The sequence below is a fragment of the Halodesulfovibrio sp. genome, from assembly GCF_015482765.1.
Classification (GTDB): Bacteria; Desulfobacterota; Desulfovibrionia; order Desulfovibrionales; family Desulfovibrionaceae; genus Halodesulfovibrio.
In genome coordinates this window covers 1-20,133 of record NZ_JADMLB010000038.1, presented here as the reverse complement: position 1 = coordinate 20,133, position 20,133 = coordinate 1, and the positions used below count along the sequence as shown (strand labels likewise).

17 protein-coding genes are annotated in these 20,133 nt (G+C 41.4%); 3 read left to right on the top strand and 14 right to left on the bottom strand.

Features of this window, described 5'->3' with window-relative positions; genetic code table 11:
- Nucleotides 1-61 precede the first annotated feature (61 nt).
- The 8 genes from QZY95_RS05605 to QZY95_RS05570 form a co-directional block, all read right to left on the bottom strand.
- Complete coding sequence (locus QZY95_RS05605; protein WP_290920388.1) at nucleotides 62-640, bottom strand: peptidoglycan-binding domain-containing protein; 579 nt, start codon at nucleotides 638-640, stop codon at nucleotides 62-64.
- Nucleotides 633-1,772, bottom strand: a complete 1,140-nt coding sequence (hxsC, locus tag QZY95_RS05600; RefSeq protein WP_290920385.1) for a His-Xaa-Ser system radical SAM maturase HxsC — start codon at nucleotides 1,770-1,772, stop codon at nucleotides 633-635. Before hxsC ends, QZY95_RS05605 begins: the two co-directional genes overlap by 8 nt.
- A gap of 13 nt (nucleotides 1,773-1,785) precedes the next feature.
- Nucleotides 1,786-3,210, bottom strand: coding sequence for a His-Xaa-Ser system radical SAM maturase HxsB (gene hxsB, locus QZY95_RS05595; RefSeq protein ID WP_290920382.1), 1,425 nt, complete (start codon nucleotides 3,208-3,210; stop codon nucleotides 1,786-1,788).
- A complete protein-coding gene (locus tag QZY95_RS05590; protein WP_290920380.1) occupies nucleotides 3,203-3,514 on the bottom strand; it encodes a hypothetical protein in 312 nt (103 codons plus the stop codon). Before QZY95_RS05590 ends, hxsB begins: the two co-directional genes overlap by 8 nt.
- A gap of 354 nt (nucleotides 3,515-3,868) precedes the next feature.
- On the bottom strand, nucleotides 3,869-4,630 hold the full coding sequence (locus QZY95_RS05585) for a hypothetical protein (RefSeq protein ID WP_290920378.1): 762 nt from the start codon (nucleotides 4,628-4,630) through the stop codon (nucleotides 3,869-3,871).
- 343 nt (nucleotides 4,631-4,973) lie between these two features.
- Complete coding sequence (locus QZY95_RS05580) at nucleotides 4,974-5,834, bottom strand: hypothetical protein (RefSeq protein WP_290920375.1); 861 nt, start codon at nucleotides 5,832-5,834, stop codon at nucleotides 4,974-4,976.
- A complete protein-coding gene (locus QZY95_RS05575) occupies nucleotides 5,827-6,636 on the bottom strand; it encodes a sulfatase-like hydrolase/transferase (protein WP_290920372.1) in 810 nt (269 codons plus the stop codon). Before QZY95_RS05575 ends, QZY95_RS05580 begins: the two co-directional genes overlap by 8 nt.
- Before the next feature lie 301 nt (nucleotides 6,637-6,937).
- The gene (locus QZY95_RS05570; protein WP_290920371.1) at nucleotides 6,938-7,783 is read right to left on the bottom strand and encodes a hypothetical protein; all 846 of its coding nucleotides are present in this window, start codon (nucleotides 7,781-7,783) and stop codon (nucleotides 6,938-6,940) included.
- A 706-nt stretch (nucleotides 7,784-8,489) separates the two neighbouring features.
- On the opposite strand from QZY95_RS05570, the gene QZY95_RS05565 reads away from it, so the two are divergent.
- From QZY95_RS05565 to QZY95_RS05555, 3 genes are read left to right on the top strand one after another with little or no spacing between them, the layout of a single operon-like run.
- Nucleotides 8,490-9,845 carry an SIR2 family protein gene (locus QZY95_RS05565; protein ID WP_290920368.1) on the top strand — a complete coding sequence of 452 codons (1,356 nt, stop codon included), beginning with the start codon at nucleotides 8,490-8,492 and terminating at the stop codon, nucleotides 9,843-9,845.
- A 27-nt stretch (nucleotides 9,846-9,872) separates the two neighbouring features.
- Nucleotides 9,873-11,993, top strand: a complete 2,121-nt coding sequence (locus QZY95_RS05560; RefSeq protein WP_290920366.1) for an ATP-binding protein — start codon at nucleotides 9,873-9,875, stop codon at nucleotides 11,991-11,993.
- Nucleotides 11,990-13,381 (top strand): hypothetical protein, encoded by a 1,392-nt coding sequence (locus tag QZY95_RS05555; protein ID WP_290920363.1) that lies wholly within the window; start codon nucleotides 11,990-11,992, stop codon nucleotides 13,379-13,381. The genes QZY95_RS05560 and QZY95_RS05555 overlap by 4 nt, the downstream gene beginning before the upstream one ends.
- A 338-nt stretch (nucleotides 13,382-13,719) precedes the next feature.
- Here QZY95_RS05555 and QZY95_RS05550 read toward each other — a convergent pair whose 3' ends face one another.
- The 6 genes from QZY95_RS05550 to QZY95_RS05525 all read right to left on the bottom strand — a co-directional run.
- Nucleotides 13,720-14,514, bottom strand: coding sequence for a hypothetical protein (locus QZY95_RS05550; protein WP_290920360.1), 795 nt, complete (start codon nucleotides 14,512-14,514; stop codon nucleotides 13,720-13,722).
- On the bottom strand, nucleotides 14,514-16,613 hold the full coding sequence (locus tag QZY95_RS05545) for a DNA topoisomerase 3 (RefSeq protein ID WP_290920358.1): 2,100 nt from the start codon (nucleotides 16,611-16,613) through the stop codon (nucleotides 14,514-14,516). Before QZY95_RS05545 ends, QZY95_RS05550 begins: the two co-directional genes overlap by 1 nt.
- Before the next feature lie 63 nt (nucleotides 16,614-16,676).
- Entirely contained in the window at nucleotides 16,677-18,782 is a 2,106-nt protein-coding gene (locus QZY95_RS05540) for a zincin-like metallopeptidase domain-containing protein (protein WP_290920355.1), read from the bottom strand.
- A gap of 6 nt (nucleotides 18,783-18,788) precedes the next feature.
- A complete protein-coding gene (locus tag QZY95_RS05535) occupies nucleotides 18,789-19,001 on the bottom strand; it encodes a hypothetical protein (protein ID WP_290920353.1) in 213 nt (70 codons plus the stop codon).
- A 12-nt stretch (nucleotides 19,002-19,013) separates the two neighbouring features.
- Nucleotides 19,014-19,526: a conjugative transfer signal peptidase TraF gene (gene traF / locus QZY95_RS05530; protein ID WP_290920350.1), complete on the bottom strand. Its 513-nt coding sequence runs from the start codon at nucleotides 19,524-19,526 to the stop codon at nucleotides 19,014-19,016.
- Nucleotides 19,517-20,133 (bottom strand): type IV secretory system conjugative DNA transfer family protein (locus tag QZY95_RS05525; protein WP_290920348.1); only part of this gene is annotated, 617 nt, incomplete at its 5' end. The genes traF and QZY95_RS05525, both read right to left, overlap by 10 nt.

Genomic DNA, 20,133 nt, shown 5'->3' with positions numbered 1-20,133 from the left:
AAGACAAAAAGCTCTCACAATTCCGTGAGAGCTTTTTTATACTGTCCAATAAGTAATGACTTTATTTTTTGTATAGTAACTTGTTGTTAATTTTAGTGAGTAGATCGTTTGTTGCTTTTCCGGTGGTCCTTAAACCATTTTCGATTTGGAAAAGCATGATTGCGCGTTTTGTGGCTAATCCATATATACCGTCTACTGTTCCTACAGGATATCCGAGTTGTTTGAGACCCTTTTGAATCTGTTTAACTAGATAGTCTGCAACGGCTGTTTTTGTTGTTGTGGTTGTAGCCGTACTTCTGGATGTTCCATACGTTGTACTTGGTGTCGTGTATGTTGATTTAGGAGTAGAATAGGAAGGCGTTGAATTGTAATAATAGCCAGTTGAAGAAGAGTAGTGACTTCTATGGCTGCTGTGGCTTCTATGACTACTGTGACTTCTGTGGCTTCTGTGACCTGCGACTAATAATTCGTTGTCAGGGGTTGCGTGCTGAAGAAAGAATGCTTGTTCCTGAATATTAGTTGCAGAATCTATCAGCGGTGTGACGATTTCTGTAGCATTAACGGGATCGCTATGTCCTGTGAGCGAAGACGCAACAGCAGCAGCAATCGTCACATTTTTAAGTGTTGATTTCTTATCCATTTATGACTCCGTCACCTGTTATAGGATGAATGCCAGTGCTATGCATTTTTTCACTAGCAAAAAACAATCCACCGCATTTGTCAGAAACGATACATTTTGAGCAGCAATTTAGATATGTTACTTTCCAGTTGGAAATAGATTTCGCAGAGAACTCCCATAAGTTTTTGGGAATTGTACATAGCTGGTGGTTGAATAGTGATACGTTTATTCCGAATGTATTTAGCCGAAAGACTGCCTCGTTGAGTTGTGAAGAGTATTCTACTGGGTCTATCCATACTTGATCATAATTTGAACGTGCCCGACCTATTGGTTCAAGCCCCATGATTGCTACGTGCTCAACAAAAGGTAAATTTTTACAGACAAATAAACTCCAATCAAGAAGTCTCGAAACATTTTCTTGTATAGGAACATATCTAAGTTCAATTCTAGCTTTCAATTTTCCCAAGTGGTGAAGTGCTTCCATTGTTTCAGCGAATGCACCTTGTACCCCTACTATCTTGTCATGCATGACAGAATTATCGGCATATAAAGGAATGCAAAAGACCATATCATCACCAGCAAGGTCAGTGAGTGCTAAGACTTTTTGGGAATCTTTAAGTACGCGAGCATTTGTGAGTAATTGTATTTGGGTTTCTGGGAGTTTTTCTCTTAAGATTTCTAGAAGATTAACAAACGAATCATAATGCAGAAGAGGTTCTCCGCCTGTAATTCCAATAACTTCAGGTGGTTTTTCGATTAATGATACTATTTGTTTTGCTTCTTCATAATGGTTAGCTCTATCCATACGTGGGGGTTGAGGACACATAATACAGTTGCTGTTGCATGTGTTCGTGACGAATAAACAATCATCACTGGATGTTGCACTAAACATAATAAAGAGTTCACCAGCTTCTGTAATTCGAAGAATATCCCCCATATTTAGTTCGATATTTTGACTGCAAAGTATAGATGGAGCTGAATATAATCCGATAACCGGTTTGCCACACCTGATTAGTCCAAACTTATTTTTTTCGTAGGCTCTTGTTGCAAATTCCAACAAATATGAAGTCCCGTGCTCGTCTGCTTTATAAGAAACGATTTTGCCCAAGACTTCACTGGCGATATTGAAAGCTTTTCCTTTATACCCAATCATAACTTCTCTTTATTTAACCTCTTGTTGCCCAAGACCATAGCAGTCTTTGGGTGAACGAATCTGAGGAGTGCAGCAGTTTAAAAAGATGAATAAAGATGCGCTTGTTTAGTTGACATTGTTTGTCCAGAGTTTTGATCGAAATTGTATTCCCAGTTTCGAAATAGTTTCTGACTGGGTCTGTTCCACAATAAGGAGCAAAAGCGCACCAAGCACATCCGGGCAAACTTTCAATAACCGAACACTCTAAATATGACTTCATTTTTTCAGTGAAGAACCAATCATATCGTGAAGAGTTGCTGACATTTCCAAGTAAGAAATTTGTATTCTTAATCATGCGATGAAGCATTCGTGCTTCATCTGAGACGAAAACATCCCCATTGGTTTCATACATCATTCCACATATAGCTCCACCAGTAGGAGACTGGATGTCCACAAATCCATTAGCAAATGGACTTAAAATTCTAGACAAAAGAATTGCGGTAAACTCCTCGACAAGATCAATTCCTTTCCTATTGATTTCTATGATGTAATCAAGAGCAGCGATGTAACAGTTAAAGAACTCATCATTGTTGCAAGCAACTTCATCGTAATTGCTCTTGGCGTTTCCGTATGGGTTCAAACCACGAATGAAAATTGATTTAAAGTCGCGGGATACGTATTCGTTAATGACATCTTGTAAAGAAAAAATGTTCTTTTTGTGGACAGTTAATAAAGCTGAAATGTTCGATATTCCGAGTTCTTTTGCTTTATTAAGACTTGCTGAAACGGCAGCGTAAGTTCCAGTTCCGTCATGTTTTTTTCTACAGCTATCATGAAGCGGCTGAGTCCCATCAAGCGAGGTTGAGACATCAATTTGGTGTTCGAGAATGAAGTCAATGTGGTCGTTGGTGAGAGCAATTAAGTTAGAGCAAATAACAAAATCTAATTTTTTATCATTCGAGCAATGCTCTTTGGCGTATAGTACAATGTGTTTAATGACATCTAAGTTTAATAGAGGCTCACCACCTTGAAACTCAATTTTTAAGTGCTTTGAAGGAGTGGATAAGATTGAATCGACTATACGTTCTGCTGTTTCAATTGATAAATCTAGTTCTTCAACAGCGTCTTCTTTGGCGGCAGAGGCATGACAATAAAGGCAGTTTTGATTGCAACGATGTGTGACAACGATCATATGTAAAAATGTTGAGTCATAAACAAACCTTTTTTTAGTACGGTATCGCGTTGCATAATGATTTACTAACTGCTGTGAGATTTCTTGAGTTGCAAAGAAACGGCTTTCTAAATCCAGATATAAGTTTTCATCTGTTGTGATCTTCTTCTCGATAAATCTTTTGAAATCTAACTCTGAAAGTAGAAGGTACTCACCAATATCGTTTGTGAGTAAATAGTTACTATCTGTCTTTTCAAAATTAAAAGGCAGTAAAGAATAGTTAGACACGTCTACCCTCATTAGTAAGTGCATTTAAATCGACGCTTGATTCTATGGCTTTGCTGACTAAAGCGGTTCGGATCGTACCAAAATCTTTTTCGAGACTTAATCTTAGCTGGTGATCTAGCGTAGAAGCTCTTAATTTTTTCTCGATGTCTTCGTGTTTTTGATTTTCATCATTCAGCGTGATGATGATTTGCTCTTCTGATTGCGAGATAGCGCAGCCCACAACTTCTTTGGTGTCATAGACTGCTCGTTGAATGGCAAGTAGAGTGAATGAGGCTTTATCAAAGCAAATCTGAGTTTCTGCCATAGTTATATCCATTTTTTATTTTAACTTGTTGTTAATAAAGATTATTGGTGTGGAAGTTAACGCTTATGAATATGTCACGTCAACGATCTATAAAAATAAAAGCACTAAAAGCCACCAGTCGAAGCAGCGTCATTGCTTTTGGGGTAAATCTGGGGCACATTGCTATAAATCACTTACAACGAAGCGTCAGTTTTTTCGAGTGATTCCTGTTGTAAAACAACGGGTTAACGCTTCTTGATTCCGGATGGAATGGACGATCCCATGGGTCTCCCTCCCTCTCCGCCATGGTACTAAGCTCTTACAGTGTAAACTGTGAGGGCTTTTTTTGTGTCCAACCGTATGCTTTTTTGCTGTCTACAAAACTAGGGTCGATTCACACATTGGGTTTGGCTCAATAATGAAAAGTCGTTCTTTAGGACTAAATAATCTACGATTGAAATATCGTTTTCGAAGGATTGAATGGTATTTTGATGTGTCTAGGATATGTTGATAACCAGTTCGAAAGATCATCTCTTGCTGCTTGGACAGCAAGTTATCAAAATCTTTTTTAATGCAACTCCGCTGAGCAGCCTCATCTCGTTTGTATTTGATCACCAATCGCTCAAGGTAGCTTACCATGATTGCGTGATAACAGATTGCATGATCGGTTGAGCAGCCATAGTGAATTTTGATGTTTTCAATAATCTGATTGAATTGTTCTTTAAAATCAGGTGCGAAAATAATCTTAAAGTTAGCTATAAAATTCTGCTTTAGTTCGTCAGTAAACTTACCTTTTTCTTTGCCCAAATAATCATCTAGCTCTAATGGAGTAAGCTTGACTACTTCTTCGGGAACGCCCTTGTAATATGTATAGATACAGTATTTTTTTGACGTGTCACTTGAAAAAGCTTTCAGTAGCTTGATGATGAACCCTTTTATCTGGGCTTTACGCTGTGATTTGGAATAGTCGGTTGCACAATATTTAACTTGAACAGCATGGTCCTTAAAATTGTAATCTTGTATATTTTCTATTTGATATCGATCTGATGGATTTTTCAGTATTTCAAGCAGGGCCTTATCAAATTGAAAAGCAAATCCTCTAAGCGCGATAAATCCACCGTCTTCTTCTTTTTTCATGTTTGTCTCTTGGAGTTCGGGAATATATAGAAAAGCAATAAGAGAATGCAGATATTGGATGGCTGATAAAAAGCTCAATAATATCTGCAAAGTGAATGATCGATTAGGCGTACTATCTTGTCAATTGCAAAATGAAGATAGAAGGCTGGGAGGATGGGGGTAACAACGTCAGACAGTTCAAGTAAATAAAAAACTGTCGTGAGCTGTTCGTCAGTCTTTAAAAGCGAAATAAAAAACGGCCTTTAACCGTGGTGGAGTCGTTGGAGAGATAACTTACCTACTTAGAAGCTTAAAAATAGGGTGTTTTAGGCGAGGGCTAAAGGTGTTTATCATCTTATTTTTGTTATTCAAAGGATATCTGTGAATGATTATTTGAGAAGAAATAGTAGTTGTCTGATAGATGAAATAAATTTGTTAACTGAACGTATCCTTGCCATTGTGTTGCGTTGAACAGTAGCCAAGAGGTAGTTATTACCCTAATTTCTTCAAATTCGTTTTTGACCTTGAGTATGCGGGGCATATAGCAGCTCTCTGCTGTATGAATAAAGTATCCAGAGAAATTATGTTTTGCCAAGTTGTTAACGCAGGAAGGGATAAAAGGACATGAATACTTGGTGTTAGTGAAAAAAATCCCTATTTCTTGTCCATTAACATTAATGTAGGATGTACAGTTTTTGGCAAGCCAGATTGCTGTTTCATGCTCAATACCCGGTGAATCTAGCCTATATCGGCTGGCTCTTTTCGAGATTCTTGAATTACTAAGGTTAGAAACTTCTGAAAACATAGCAATATATTGTGTTATCTCTTCGATGCGTTCAGTGGTGTCGATAATGTAGTCAAAGTCTGAAGTCGTTTTTTCTAGCTGGAGCAGCCTTGAGCCGAAAAGGTATACATCGGCTTGGCAGTTTTGAACTATTCTCTGACATATAGAACTGAAAGGGGACTGCAGGTCGAGGATTCTCTGATTTCTAGATGAAAATGGAACGACTTTAGTTATCTTGGAGTATGGAATTTCGAATTCAGAGATACTATGCTCTAGTGGGTTAATATTAAGTTTTTTGTAAGAACAGGCTTTTTTCTCTCTCGTAAGGCGTTGTTGTGATTTGTAGTATGTTAAAGTTGCGACAACACCTGTCTGGGTTTTACCACGTACTGTGTAGATATTGCCTTTTTTGTCAAATATGTAGTCGTAAGAGTTAATCATTATTAAGAATTGTTGTGTTGTGCTGTGTTATGGATAGAGGTACTTCCATAATTTTTTTATGATAAAACCCATGCCCGTATAGGGCGTCTTCACCAAAACACTCACCATGGTCGCCACATATGATCAATATAGTTCCGCGTGATAATTGCTGAAGGGTTAATACGAACTCTTTTAACAGGGTTATAACGTAATTACAGGCTGCTATTTGTTTTTGATGATCTTTGGTTAGGTATCCATAATCTTTAAACTTTCTCATAATTTCACGGGAATTTAAGGATGGCGGGATAGTTCCTCCAAACTCGTATGGGTCGTGTGTTTCTCCAATATTAACAACGCTAAAAACGGGAGTAGAGCAGAGTTCTAAGTAATTGCCTAATATTGCAAGCTGTTTTTTTAAGCAACAGCCAGTGAAATGAAATTTTTGAAATTCGTTTGAAAGAGCAGGGTGCTCAAACCAGTTTACTGCACCTAAGCAAAGGGTAAAATAACCGCTTGAATTAAAACCAGAGACAATACTGCTTGTTCCTGCCTTGAATTGCACTAAACTTTGCGCTGTTGCGCTTCTGTGAGCAATTCTAAATAATGCTTTTTTGAATCTGTTGTAATAGGGAATCGCTTCGTGAACAGAAGGAAGGATTCCTTGGTATAATGATAAATGAGCTGGGTAGGTGTAGGTGCTTTGGGCGTAGGCTCTTTTAAAGTTGAATTGGTGGCGAGGGATAAGTTTTAATGCCTCAGTTAAGGAATCCCATCTGCAACTGTCTAACGTGAAAAGTATATAATTGTGATCAAGTGCGTTCATCTTTCTTTAGCTCTTTAAGGTATCCCAGAGTTGTTCAGAGTTATAGTCAACTATATGCAATGCCTGCTTAACATTCAATTGCATTGATTTAGGAATTTGATTTAGAATAGTTGCTGTAATGTATAACAACATTCCATCATCAAAATGAATATCAAAATATTGCCCAAGTAGTGTTGCTAATTTACTACTCGCAGTAGCTTAGGCAAGGAGTAGCATTTTTTGTTGGCAGGCCCGCCTCTTTCAAAGTAGGAATGTTTCATGGCGCATCAGATTATATTAATTGATTATTTATGCTTTTCAATTAACTAGATGCACCTTTCTCTTTCGAGCCTTCATACACCAGAAATGAACATAACTTGAGTTGTTCAAAGTCATCCGTAAGCTTAGATTTAATATAGCTACTGTATTCGATCCATGCTGAAGAGGCGAGCCCCGAATCAACGGCCCTTTCTCGTTTTGGAGTATATCTACCAGTGATGCACGCTTCCCCTCGGTTTGCAATTGCACAAAAATCTAGACTGAAGGCATCAACTTCTGAATATAAGAAATTTGTGATCTTTCCTGTTGCTTCAAGTTGTTTAAATATATCGATTGTTAAATTTTTGTTCATCTGGATAATGCTTATCGTTTTTTTGTAGTCAGTAACCAAGTTTATTCGCGTTGATGAGTCAGATTTTGTATTGTTATAGAACTCGTTAATTGCTTTATTCGTAGGCAACAATAAATGTAACTGTTGTATTGTAACTTCAGAGCGTTGCAGGTATTCCGCGAATCTAAGTCCGTTTAGTGCCCTTATGTAAACACTTCTATAGGATCCATTTTCAACGCATATTTGAGGGAACATATATGATATAGATCCAAAGGAGATCTGTTTCATTCTTGTATTACTTACAATTGCTAGAACAAAAAAAATTAAGACAGAAAGCTGTGCTGAAATCATAAGAATATTTCTGGACTGTTCTGGTACCTGCTTTAAAAAGGGAATAATCCCTGGATAAGCTGACAAGATAGGTGCCCATATGAGGAAAAGAGCACATAACGCTACCAAGCTGTTTGTTGTCGAACTATTAAGAAATTTTTGTGCAGCTTTTGATTCAAACATATCGATTTCTCGTAAGCTACTACCAATCCAATCTCCGAAAGACATTTACCACCTCGTTGTGAGAATTTATGAAAATAATTGTTTATAAATATAACAAAATTATTTGTAAATTTATAAGAGGAATTGATAGCATTGTAAATGTTGTTTTTTATTTTAACTGGTTATGGTTAGTGTTTTGTAGGTTCGATTCAGATGATTCAGAGATTGAGGTTGTCAGAGTTGATAACAGCTGTACTTAATTGGACCTGAATGTGTCGAACGCTTCTGAGCCATCAGCGATTCCACTCAGAGGGGATGTCCAGAGGCTTTTGAATCGGATTTTTAGTTTTTCTGGAGTTCGCGGGATGGTGTTTGTGCCAAGTGCAGTTGAAGCGAGATTTTTTTGTCAGCATTTGTATGTCGCGCTGTTTCATAGTTTCAATAATACCTACACGTATAGCTTCAGTACCTATGTTTTCATGTTCTTTTAGCGTTTTCTTTGCTTCTGTGTCATCGATAAAGTGCTGAATGCTAGCATAGCTGTGAAGAGTGTGCCCTCTGTGAATGTTTTGCAGGGGGCTTTGTTATAAGTGTGTATAGGCTGGAACTGAAGGGCATGGGTCGCGTAAGTCAGGGCGTTATGTATTTATTAGAGGGAGTGCTCTATCGTCGTATTTTATAATTTATAGACATGTGATTCCTCAAACGATATTGATTTTTGCAATAACTACTTAGTATTTTATTTAAAATTTATATTGATAGTGAGATTTTTATGAGTAAGTGGGAAAAGAACTTTGTTCGGATTAACGAGCAAGAAGTAATTGAGGAGGAAGAGGACTTTGGAAATTTTCCGAAAGTAGAAATGAAGCAACACCTTGTGCAGCTAATTAAACCTTGGCTAGCTGCTATTTTTCAAAGTGAGCACCTATCGCTGTTGCTCGGTAGTGGTTTTACTACAGCTATTGCCAGTAAAGCTGGGACTAGTGTTGCTAGCATGCAGGCAACTTATGATAATTTCCCAAGGGCTGACTTGTTAGAAAAGAAGGTAAGGGAATACACGATTGTCGCAGGGCGTGGGGAGCCGAATGTTGAAGATCGAATTCGAGTAGCAAATTTATTGTTGGAAGGATTGAAGATTTTAGAACATGAGGATTGTAGCGAACTAGATGCCGCAATTAACGAGCTTATGAGCGATTTCTTAAAATCAATATCTGAAACTGAGATAAATTTACGAGATAAATTTTATGAAAAAAAAGCGGTGGAGTCTGCTATAGCTGAGGAGATAAGTGAAGAAAAGAGGGAAGAGGAAGCAGGTGAATATGTTGAGAAACTGACTGCAACAGACTTACTCGTTTCTTTTTTACTTAGTTTCGCTAACAGAACAGCATCTCGTGAGCGCTTAAATATTTTTACAACAAATTATGAAAGATTAATTGAACACGGTTGTGACTTAGCAGGGATACGCGTTGTAGATCGCTTTGTTGGATGCTTGGAGCCTGTTTTTAGATCTTCCCGTGTGAATGTAGATATGCATTATAATCCTCCAGGAATACGTGGCGAGCCTAGATATTTAGAAGGTGTTGTGCGTTTAACAAAACTCCATGGTTCACTTGATTGGAAATATACCAATGGGGTCGTCAGGAGGGTTGGCTTGCCGTTTGGAGCACCAATAGATCATCCGGAGTTCAACTCTGAAGTGAGTGATTCTGTAATGATTTATCCCAATTCAGCAAAAGATAGAGAAACATCTGAGTATCCATATGTAGAGTTATTCCGTGATTATGCTGCAACGGTTTGCCAACCGAACTCAGCCCTTGTCGTCTACGGATATGGATTTGGAGATGAGCATATTAATCGTGTGATTGAAGATATGCTGACTATCCCTTCAACTCATGTCGTAATCATATCATACGATAATGCAGGAGGAAGAATTGAAAGATTCTGTCAAAAAGTGGGCAGAAAACAGCAAATAACATTGCTAATTGGCAAGCACTTTTCAGATATTGAAAACTTGGTTGAAAATTATTTACCTCAGCCGTCTGTGGATGTTTTGAAGTTTAGGGAAGCTGAAATTGCTAGACGTATGTTTGTTCCCCAAAAAATAGAAGGCACTGGTTCAGCTGCTTAAAGAAGTAAAAGATAGTTAGGTAAAATAATGACCACCCCCATTTCGCATATTTCGTTAAGAACCGTAGGGACTGTTGAAAGTGTTTCGCCTGAGAGTATCAGTGTCTTACTCGATATTGATTCTCCGAAATCAACAGCCTTTGCCGAAGGTATTCCGGTAGGCTTTCCTAAGTTAAATAACTATGTGCTTCTTCCAAGTGAAACAGGTGCAATTGTTGGTATTGTTACTTGGATAGGCATTGAGCGGTCAGCATATCCGAAAAGAAAAGGTTATGATGACTTTGGGTTAATTGATTTACCTTTTCCGTTACGTAAAATGAGTGTGTGCCCTATGGGGACTCTAAGTGGCATACAGAAACATCAATGGAAATTAGAGCGAGGAGTTCAATCATACCCATCAGTGGGGGATTTGGTGATTTTGCCTACAGCAGAACAACTTCGAGCAATTGTAACTGGTAATTCCGAAAATGCTCGCATGCCAGTTGGGACTTGCCCAACAGCGCACAATGCAAGCATTTCAGTTAATCCAGATACCTTGTTTGGACGTCACCTTGCTGTGTTAGGTAATACAGGAAGTGGTAAGTCGTGTACTGTTGCAGGTATAATTCAGTCTGCATTGGCTAGTGCTCAAGAAGGTCTACAGAGTAAAGAAGAAGCAGGGCCGCCCAATGCGCGCTTTATAGTTTTAGATCCAAATGGTGAGTATTCTAGGTGTTTTAAGAATAGCCGCGTTTTTAAAGTTCAAACTGACTCTTTAGGAGGTTTTGAACCTTTCAAACTACCAGCTTGGATGTGGAATAGCAGTGAGTGGGCTTCTATTGCTCAAGCAGCTGCTAAGACACAGCGACCATTGTTGCAAAAAGCTCTAAGGGAGTTAAGGACTGGCACTGGAGGTTGTGTTGAGTTGGATGTTGAAGGGAAAGTGTGGGTTAGGGCACGCATTTTGCGTTCATTACTCTGGAGGTTTCGGCACGGTGGAGTGTCATTGTGGAGAGATAAGCAGGATTGCGGAAGTGCTTTAGAGTCAGCTAAGTTCGACTTTAATTTTTATTTAAAGGAGAGTGACGAAAAAGAAGAGTGGGTTAGTTATGTAAAAGAGTTAGTAGAGTGTTTAGATAAGATAGAGGATCTTTATAAACGCCTTACAGCAACTAAGATTGAGCAAATTATAGGTTTTTGTGAAAGTATTTTGGATTGTTTTGCTGAAGAAAAAGAGGTGGATTGCGTCAATGAAGATATTCCAACTCCTTTTGTACTACGTCAGCTTGCAGATCACTTAGAATTAATTTCAATAAGTGAACCTAGCAATCCAGGACAGTTTATCTCAACAATGTTGTTGAGAATTAAAGCTATCCTTTCTGACTCTCGTATGAGTGGGATTATTGCTCCTGATAATAGTCCGACGCTTGAAGAATGGTTGAATAACATAATTGGTGGTAATAATGCTTGGAATGGGCAAGTTGCTGTTCTCGACTTATCTTTAGTGCCACACGAAATATTACACTTAGTGATTGCCGTCACCTCTCGACTTATCCTTGAAGCTCATCAGCGTTACAGAAAAGCTGATGAGAACAAGCGTAACTTGCCTACTGTACTTGTATTAGAAGAAGCTCATACTTTTATCTCAAAACATTCGAAGAGAAATGAGGACATTCCTACGCCTTCTGAAATGTGTAAAGCTACTTTTGAGCGCATTGCAAGAGAAGGGCGTAAGTTTGGTATTGGGTTATTGCTATCATCACAACGACCATCAGAGTTGTCTGAGACTGTATTGTCACAATGCAATAGTTTTATGCTGCATCGAATTACGAATGATCGAGATCAGGAATTAATCGCACGATTAGTGCCCGACACTAGTCGTGGTTTGCTTCGAGAGCTTCCTTGTTTGCCTACGAGTCATTACGTTTTGCTTGGGGCTGCTTCTAAGCTTCCAATTTTGATTCAGTCGCATCGACTGGATAAAGAGCGTCGTCCAGATTCTGATGATCCTGGTTTTTGGGATGTATGGATTCATGAAAAAGAGCGCCCGATTAATTGGGAACAAGTTGCAAGCGAATGGGCTCAAAGTGCTGCAGCATGTGAAATGCCTGTAGAAGATGAAGTTCAGGCGGTTAATGAAGCGGTTAAAGAAATGGAGCATGCAGAATGAAGTTAGTTTTTGTTCATGGTTGGAGTGTGACAGACTTTAGTACCTATGGAGAGTTGCCAGCAGCACTGGTTGCTCAAGCTCCTGAAGATATGGATTTGGATGTACGCCATATTTATTTAGGGCGTTATGTAAGTTTTAATGACGAAGTTACTCTTGACGATATTGCGCGTGCTTTTGAACAGGCTCGAAAGGATACTATTGGTGATGAAGAGTTTTCTTGCATCGCCCATTCGACAGGTGGCCCTGTTGTTAGATTATGGATGCATTTATTTTTTGGGCAGACGAATCTTGCAGGTTGCCCATTAAAGCACTTGGTAATGCTGGCTCCAGCAAACCATGGCTCAGCATTGGCTGCACTTGGGAGCAAGCGTTTACTTCGCATTTTCAAGAAACTTAAGACTGGGTTGGAGCAAGGCGTGAAGGTTTTACGTTGGCTGCAGCTTGGAAGTAGCGAACAGTTTGCACTAAATATTCCTTGGAAAGACTATAATCTTCCAGAAGTTGGATGTTATCCATTTGTGTTGACAGGTGATTTTCGTGATAGAAAAGCATTTGACTTTATTAACCATTATTTAACTGAACCTGGGTCAGATGGTGTTATTAGAGTATCTAGTGCCAACTTGAACTACCAGGTGGTGAATTTGGTTCAAAATGGAGAAGGTGCAGCCAAAGGTTATGATGGAGCCAATGTAGTATTGCTTAAACCTGAAGACGGGATAAACAAGACTCCGAAGTCCGCTCTAGCACTTGTTCCTGAGGCAAGTCATTCAGGTGATGAATATGGTATTATGCGCAGTATAGTTTTTCCAGATACAAATAAGCCTGTGGTGGGAATGATTTGTGACTGTCTGAAGGTAGAGTCAAAAGTTGCTTATACTGATTTAATAGCAAAATTTGAGGCTAGTAATAAATCGATACAGCAGCATGATGACCAGTTCACGATGTTAGTTTTTCGAATAAAGGATGACAGAGGAAATGTTGTTGATGATTATGATATGATTCTTTTGGCAGGCGATAGGTATGTACCTAATGAACTGCCTAATGGCTTTTATCAAGATCGACAATTTAATTACGACTCTAGTGTGTTAACATACTATTTGAACTATACTAAAATGAAAGAACTAGATCATGTTGGTATTCGTATTAATGCAAGACCAGATGAGGGGTTTAGCTATTATTTGCCAATAGAGTTTCGTTCTAATGGACATTCTATTCAGGAAATATTGAAGCCTAATCAGACCTTGCTTATAGATATAACACTGAAAAGGATGGTCGATAACGAATTGTTTAGGTTTGAGAAGAAAAATGAAATCCATGATTCAGATTTCAGCCGAATAGTTCCTTCAGGTGATGTCGTACTGTCATCTGCTAATAACGGTTTAGAATAGCTAGGTGATAGAGTGCAGGTTGCTTTAGGGACGATGAATATAGAGTCTAGTTACTCCATCGTTATGTAGGCCCGAAGAAAATTTTGGACTAAATATCGCGTGGGTAAAGGCATAGTAAGTATGAAATGAAATCAAATTGATCAAATAATGATCCCCTTGTTTGCTTTATCGACTAACGTTCAAGGGGATCTTATTTCTTCATTATTTTTTCTTGTGCACAATGTTTTGGGAAGGCGCAGAATTTATTTCTGGAAGTAACAGCCTAATAGCCTCTATCGAGGCAGACAGCCCATGACTACTTACATATCGTTTAGCCGCCTCATGAATGATTTTTAAATTTATGCACACGATAAGCAAATTATGGCGGCAGCTTGAAGTTTAGCACGAGATTGCTTGTACATTTTTTCGTATTCTGTATCTCCCCCATTTCTTATTGTGAACTCATATCTAATCATTTTTTTATCAATCGTTGCAGCTTGTTCAAGCAGTAGAATAATTTGTTCTCGATCTGTTTTTGTTAAACAGAATTTTTTGGGCTTAATGTATTCTTGTTCTCCCTCAACCTCTGGCGTGCACCCTGTATTAAGAATTGATAAAAGGTCTTTCACCACAGATAAAAGATAGTTGGGAGCTATATACTGATCTCGTATTTTGATGATCAGTTTGTTTGTAAATCCAGCATAAAGCATACAATACGTTGCGATATTAATATTTGTTTCAACTATCGAGATCGTTTCTTCTGTGATCTTATGCTCTGGAATATTTATCAGTTGGCTCATGCATGTATGAAGGCAGTGAGTTGCATTCACAATGTTTTTAAAGGCTATTCTCTGCTTTTTTATGCACTTAAAAAGAATAGTCCGTGCTGTATTTAGACCTCTGCTGAGGTGAGTTTTTTCTCCAGAAGAATGACCAAGGATATACTTCTCTCCATCAAGTTTATTAACGATAGAGTACATGCGCTCAGGGATAGACTCTATTAAATTACCTTTTGGCACCAGAAGCATTACAAAGGACGTCTCTGTATCATCTGAAGTGATGTTGAAATACTCACTGCAGAAGGCAATGAACTTTTCTGTAAGTGGTGTTGTGCTGATGCTTTTATTTGATTTTTGCTGAGTAGATTTCGACATTAGTTATCTCCAAAAGCCTTACCTGGTTTCCCGCCATCATCACTTCTAAGCGGGTGCTCTTTATTCTCGCAGACCCAGAAGAATTTGCCTTTTTTCTTTTTGGATTCGAAGCGGCGCATTACTTTGTCGCAGCCTTCTTCAGGGCATGGAGCTTGAAGTGGTTTTGTCTTTGGTTGTTTTGTTCCAGGCTTCCCTTTTATGTCTGGTAGAAACACAGGCTTGTCGTGTTCAAAGCAGGCCCAGAAGAATTTCCCTTTCTCTTTTTTAGACGGAAGGCGACGCAACCCTTTGCCGCATTCTGGGCAGGGATGTCCTTGTAGCCCTGTGCCAGCAGATTCTGTAATTGGCGTAATAAGGATTGGCAGTAAGTGCGCTTGATCTGCCATGAATGTGTCGAACTCTTCTGAGCCATCAGCGATCGCGCTCAGACGAGATTCCCAGAGCGCTGTTGTGATCGGATCTTTTAGCTGTTCAGGGGTAAGGCCGATAATGTGTTGACCGAGTTCGGTTGAGATAAGATTCTTTTTATCGGCCTTGATGTACCCTCGTTGTTTAAGCGTCTCAATAATGCCGGCGCGTGTAGCTTCTGTGCCGATGCCTTCGTTTTCCTTCAAAGTCTTTTTAGCTTCAGCGTCATCAATGAAGCGGTGGATGTTGGCCATAGCAGCGATGAGTGTGCCCTCTGTAAATTTTGCAGGAGGCTTTGTTTGTTTCATCTCAACTTTTGACTCCGAGCATGAAACATCATCAGCTTTTTTAACAACTGGTAGTGTTTGCTCTTCCGGTTGCTTGTCAAATTTTGTCCAGCCAGCCTCGAGTGTCGTCTGGCCTGTTGTTGCCCAGAGATAGCCAGCAATCTCTGAAACAATTTTCTTTGCCTCATAGATGCGCGGTAGATGGAACTGAAGGGCATAGGTCGTACTAATCAGCTCGAAAAGTTTTGCTTCTCCGGCCGGAATATTTGCCGGTACTTGTCCGGTTGGAATGATGCCGTGGTGAGCTGTCACTTTTTTTGTGTTCCAGGCTTTCGACGTCATTTCAGGATTTGCTTCTTCAAATACTGGAGTCGAAGAGAGTGCCTGAAGAATGCGTGGAGCATCATCGAACTGTTCTTCAGGAAGATAACGGCAATCAGAACGTGGGTATGTTGTCAGCTTTTTTTCATAGAGACGCTGCGCAATGTCCAGAACCTCCTTGGCCGACATGCCGAACTTTGCTGAAGCAGCTTTCTGCAGAGAGGATAGACAATGCGGCAGCGGTGGATGAACGGTCTTTTTTTGCGAGGTAGTTTCAACTATTGTTCCTGTCTGACTTGCCGTCTCTTTTGCAATTGCTTCAGCTTTTACCGTATCAATGAGACGACCTTCTTCGTCTAGTCCTGTCATGTCTTCTGAAGGCTGAAGCTGTGCTTTGAAAGATCCGTTTTCGTGATTCAATGTAGCCTGAACGACCGCGTATTTTTGTGGCTTAAAATTAGCGATCGTTTTGTCGCGTGTGACGATCAGGTTTAGGGTAGGAGTTTGTACTCGGCCAAGAGACAACACACCCTGCATCCCCTTGGAACGGCCAAGCAATGTCATTGCGCGAGTTGCGTTGATTCCGGTCAGCCAATCAGCTCTGGAACGGGCAAGCGCTGCTTGTGAAAGTGTAGCGTATTCTTTGTTGTCCTTCAGGGAGCTGAGCGCTTTAGAGACGGATTTTTCATCAAGAGACGCAAGCCAGATTCTCTGCGTGTTTCCTGTGTAGTTGAAGTGGTTGAGTACTTCGTCAACGAGAAGCTGGCCTTCGCGATCCGGATCGCCGGCATTGACGACAACGTCAGCTTTTTTGAGAAGTTTTTTAATAACGTTGAGCTGCCTAGCTACTCCTTTGCGCGGGAGAACTTTCCACTCTTCAGGAATGATCGGGAGGGCAGTTGCGTCCCATTTTTTCCATTCAGGTTTGTAGTCATCTGGATTAGCCAACTCGAGCAAATGCCCGAAGCACCATGTCACGGTGTCGTTTCCGCAAGTAATGTAGCCTTCGTGTTTTTGAGAATTGCCGAGTCCTTCAGCAATAGCGCGGCCAAGAGAGGGTTTTTCAGCTATGAATAATCGCATTATGTATCCTTTTGTTTGGTGGGATGGGGGGAGCGCCCCGCAGATGTGCGGGACGCTGGAGTGTTATTGCGGGATGAGTTCCTGACATTGTGTTTTGCTGAGCGCTTTGCGAATGCCGGCATTCAACTCAACTTTAAGGGCGTTTAAACCTCGTTCTTGATGAATGTCGTTGAAGTCAGTGAGCCCTTTTGCTTTCTCAGCTTCGGTCAGCTTTGGCTGGACTACGACGCCATCCACGGATTTTGCTGCTGTATGAGCCTTGTTGATACCAGGATTGTTTTCTTGGGTATGATCATCATCTGCAACAAACACGAATGGCGCGTCTGGAAACGCTTTTTTTAGCTCTTTTGCCACTGGTTCGAGGTTCCCAGCGTCGAATGCAACTGCGACCGGTTTATGCGTTGCTTCGTGAATGCTGGCAGCCGTTGCATAGCCTTCAGCAATGAGAAGCGGCTGTTTTGTTGAAGGTGATGAATAGTGCGAAATAAGGTGGAATGCGCCTTGTTTTTTTGCTCCGGATTCAAAGAGTTTCCCTTCTGGGGTGATGGTCTGCATGGTTTGGATACGACCGCTTGAATCGCGACCCGGGATAAGTAAATTGCCATGCATGTCGATTTTAGTACCGTGGCTCTTTACCCCTTTCTTTTTAAGGTACGGTTGATCCTCCGGTGCCCAACCTTTCGCGTTTCTCCACTTGGCATACGCACGTTTTGCGGCTTGCTCCTGTGCCTCTCTGCGCTCTAAGTCGCGAGCTTCCTGCCTCATAGCAGCGTTAGCTTTTATTTCGGCCATTGCTTCAGGAGAAAGCTTGTGCCCGTTTGCTTTCCAGTTTGTTCGCAGACCGGTTTTATGGTTTTCAATAAAGCCGGCAGGGCGACCGTCTAGATAGCCGGTGTATGCACCGTCTTTCTTATTCTGCTTGCCCCCCTCAACGCGAACTCGTTGAAGTTCACCGTTCATAATAGGTAAGCCTTCCACAATCAGACCTGCCTCACGCAATGCTTGAGCGAACTCTTGTTCGGGGGACATTTGAGGCTTTTCTTCTTTGTGTTTTCCATCAGGAAGCCATTGGCCAAATGAGGTTAGATCCGTACCTTCTGGAGCGTACCAGCTCTTCTTTCTGCCATCCCATTTGGCTCCAAGTTTTTTAGCAGCGTCTTTTTGGGAATATGGAACAGCAAGATAAGTCTTTTCCTTAGCAGGCTGGCTAAATGTGCGCTCAGGCTCTTGCTCTTTCACCTTTTCCTTTGTGATGTCTTCTTTCTGGTTTTCCATTTTGATACCTTTTTCAAAGCCAAACATGTGCCCCTTAATGCGCTCTGCAGTTTGGCAGGCGCGCATTATTTCGTATGGGTCTTTCTCAAGAGCTTGAATCCAGCTGTCTACGTAGGCGAGGTGTTGGCCGCGATCATACTCAAGGCCGAGTTCCATAGCTGTCATCCAACTTCCGATTTCGGCGTTCAATTCTTCGCGTGCGTACTCTTGCGTTCCTTTGGGGCCGAAGGTGCGCTCGCTACCTTTCCAGCGTTTTTCATGGCCGGTCCAATGCCCGAGTTCATGAAGAGCCGTGGCATAGTATTTGTCCTGGGAATCGAACTTGTCTTTGGGAGGAAGTTTTATTTGATCCCAAGTGTAGGAGAAGAATGCGCGGTCGCGCTGGTCGTGGCTAATGGATGCGCCGGACCCTTCGAGAATCGCTTCACTGCGTTCGTGCGGATTCCAGCTAACATCCCGTCCTTTCCATTCAGGCATCCCTTCAACTTGAGTGGCGTGAAAGACACTGGCGTACCGTAAAATAGGACGCTCCAGTGTGTACTCCTCTTTTTGTGGCTTTCCGTTTTGGTCTAATACTGGTTTGCCATTATCATCGAGGACGGTTTCTTCCTTGGTGAATTGCCAGAAGACTACAGGGCGGGATTTTGATCCTTTTTTGATCCGCCATCCTTCAGAGTTTGCTTGATTGAAGGTCACGAAACGAGGATCTTCCATGCCTTCACGGGCTAGCGACACAAAGTTAACGCCGCTGTAGACGGTGCCAGAGATGGGATTGAACGGTGGATGGAATTCGCCGGCTTTCCACGGCTTTTGCCAAGGTGCGGTGCCTTTTTTCAAGTCGTCGATAATCTGTTCTGCAAACTCCTGATGGAACGGTTTTCTTTTGGCTGACATACACGATTACCTCACTTCCTTGAGGGTTCTTTCAAGCAGCTCATGATCAAGAGGTTTGTCGAGATCTTTGAAGCGCAGTGCGACTTCTTCAAATGCGCCCATGTGTTCGGCTACGTCCGGGTCAACCGGAATGCCTTCGTTGAATTCAGCCAGTTCAGTTGCGTCTGAATCCGACTGCAAGGCTGCTTCGCGTAGGTACTGTTCGGTGGTAACTGTCATGATTGACTCCATTTAGTTAAAGGTGAAAATGGGAATTACTTTGTGGAGCGTTGATGCTTTCACAAGACCAAAATATCTGCTGTCAAAGCTGTTTTTGTGGTGGGTGGAGAGTAGAAGCGCCTTGCCTTCTGAGATGACACCGCTTCGTAGTTTACGAGGCAGCTCTCTTCCCTGTTTGTCGCGTGTTCGGCTCGTAAGGATAAAGAGCGTGTCATTCACTTGAATCAAGCTTGAATGGACTGTGACTGAGTCGCCAGCGAGTCCTGCAACTTCCTTTAACAGTGGTTTTTGTCCTGAAGAGCAGAGGGAGCTTGTGCCAAGATAATTTCGATTACTTGAGATCGCGGTGTAGGCGTTCTCCGGAGAGAGGCAGAAGGCTGCTAAATCTCCTTGTGTTGGAGCGTCTGGAACAAGGCGATACAAGCCGACAGGTTCGGAGCGGGTCATATTTACTCGGTAGCCGGCACTGAAAGCGACTGTAAGAAAAGCTGCGACACAGCAAAGGAGTATGGCGGCTATGCGCATGATTTCTCCTCAAAGTCAGGCTCTTCAATCTCAAATTCATCGAAATCCGGTTCTTCACCGTCGTAGGTTGCTTCTTCTTCAAAGACTGGTTCGTCTTCCACGTCGTACTCTGGAATATCCGGCTCGGAGGATTTTGTTACGGCTGGCTCAACGGTGTAGACGACTGGGGAACTGTCTTTTCCTTCTTCTTTCTTTTCCTCCGGAACAAGGCGATCGGAAGCTAGTGGTGCTTTCACCTTCGCCCGTTCAGAGAAGACAGGATCGAGGAAGTATAGGATCTGTCTGCCGTAGATTGGAGGGAAGCCGGCAGGGAAAACGAGCATGTCGCCGGCTTCAATGATCTGCATGTTGGTGTCTTTCTTTGCGCCAGGAAGTCTCATACATTCATCCGGAGTGAGCAGAGCGCGGCCAGTTTCCCCAACACTCACACTTGCTCGGCCAAGATGTCCGGAACGGCTTCCGGAGAGAGACGTTTTCTTTGTAACGACCGTTGTTTTACCGGTCATGTCGGAGAGCACCTTCGCCGTTTCTACTTTGTTCGGAGCGTAGGCAATTCGCACATGGCAGTTACTCATGATGCTTTCATCTTTGGAGTACGCTGCGTGGA

Excerpts from the sequence above, each read along its gene's own strand:
- hxsC (WP_290920385.1), bottom strand. The coding sequence starts at position 1,772 with ATGATTGGGTATAAAGGAAAAGCTTTCAATATCGCCAGTGAAGTCTTG.
- QZY95_RS05575 (WP_290920372.1), bottom strand. The coding sequence starts at position 6,636 with ATGAACGCACTTGATCACAATTATATACTTTTCACGTTAGACAGTTGC.
- QZY95_RS05585 (WP_290920378.1), bottom strand. The coding sequence starts at position 4,630 with ATGAAAAAAGAAGAAGACGGTGGATTTATCGCGCTTAGAGGATTTGCT.
- QZY95_RS05605 (WP_290920388.1), bottom strand. The coding sequence starts at position 640 with ATGGATAAGAAATCAACACTTAAAAATGTGACGATTGCTGCTGCTGTT.
- traF (WP_290920350.1), bottom strand. The coding sequence starts at position 19,526 with ATGCGCATAGCCGCCATACTCCTTTGCTGTGTCGCAGCTTTTCTTACA.
- QZY95_RS05590 (WP_290920380.1), bottom strand. The coding sequence starts at position 3,514 with ATGGCAGAAACTCAGATTTGCTTTGATAAAGCCTCATTCACTCTACTT.
- QZY95_RS05560 (WP_290920366.1), top strand. The coding sequence starts at position 9,873 with ATGACCACCCCCATTTCGCATATTTCGTTAAGAACCGTAGGGACTGTT.
- QZY95_RS05535 (WP_290920353.1), bottom strand. The coding sequence starts at position 19,001 with ATGACAGTTACCACCGAACAGTACCTACGCGAAGCAGCCTTGCAGTCG.
- QZY95_RS05550 (WP_290920360.1), bottom strand. The coding sequence starts at position 14,514 with ATGTCGAAATCTACTCAGCAAAAATCAAATAAAAGCATCAGCACAACA.
- QZY95_RS05565 (WP_290920368.1), top strand. The coding sequence starts at position 8,490 with ATGAGTAAGTGGGAAAAGAACTTTGTTCGGATTAACGAGCAAGAAGTA.
- QZY95_RS05540 (WP_290920355.1), bottom strand. The coding sequence starts at position 18,782 with ATGTCAGCCAAAAGAAAACCGTTCCATCAGGAGTTTGCAGAACAGATT.
- QZY95_RS05580 (WP_290920375.1), bottom strand. The coding sequence starts at position 5,834 with ATGATTAACTCTTACGACTACATATTTGACAAAAAAGGCAATATCTAC.
- QZY95_RS05555 (WP_290920363.1), top strand. The coding sequence starts at position 11,990 with ATGAAGTTAGTTTTTGTTCATGGTTGGAGTGTGACAGACTTTAGTACC.
- QZY95_RS05545 (WP_290920358.1), bottom strand. The coding sequence starts at position 16,613 with ATGCGATTATTCATAGCTGAAAAACCCTCTCTTGGCCGCGCTATTGCT.
- QZY95_RS05570 (WP_290920371.1), bottom strand. The coding sequence starts at position 7,783 with ATGTCTTTCGGAGATTGGATTGGTAGTAGCTTACGAGAAATCGATATG.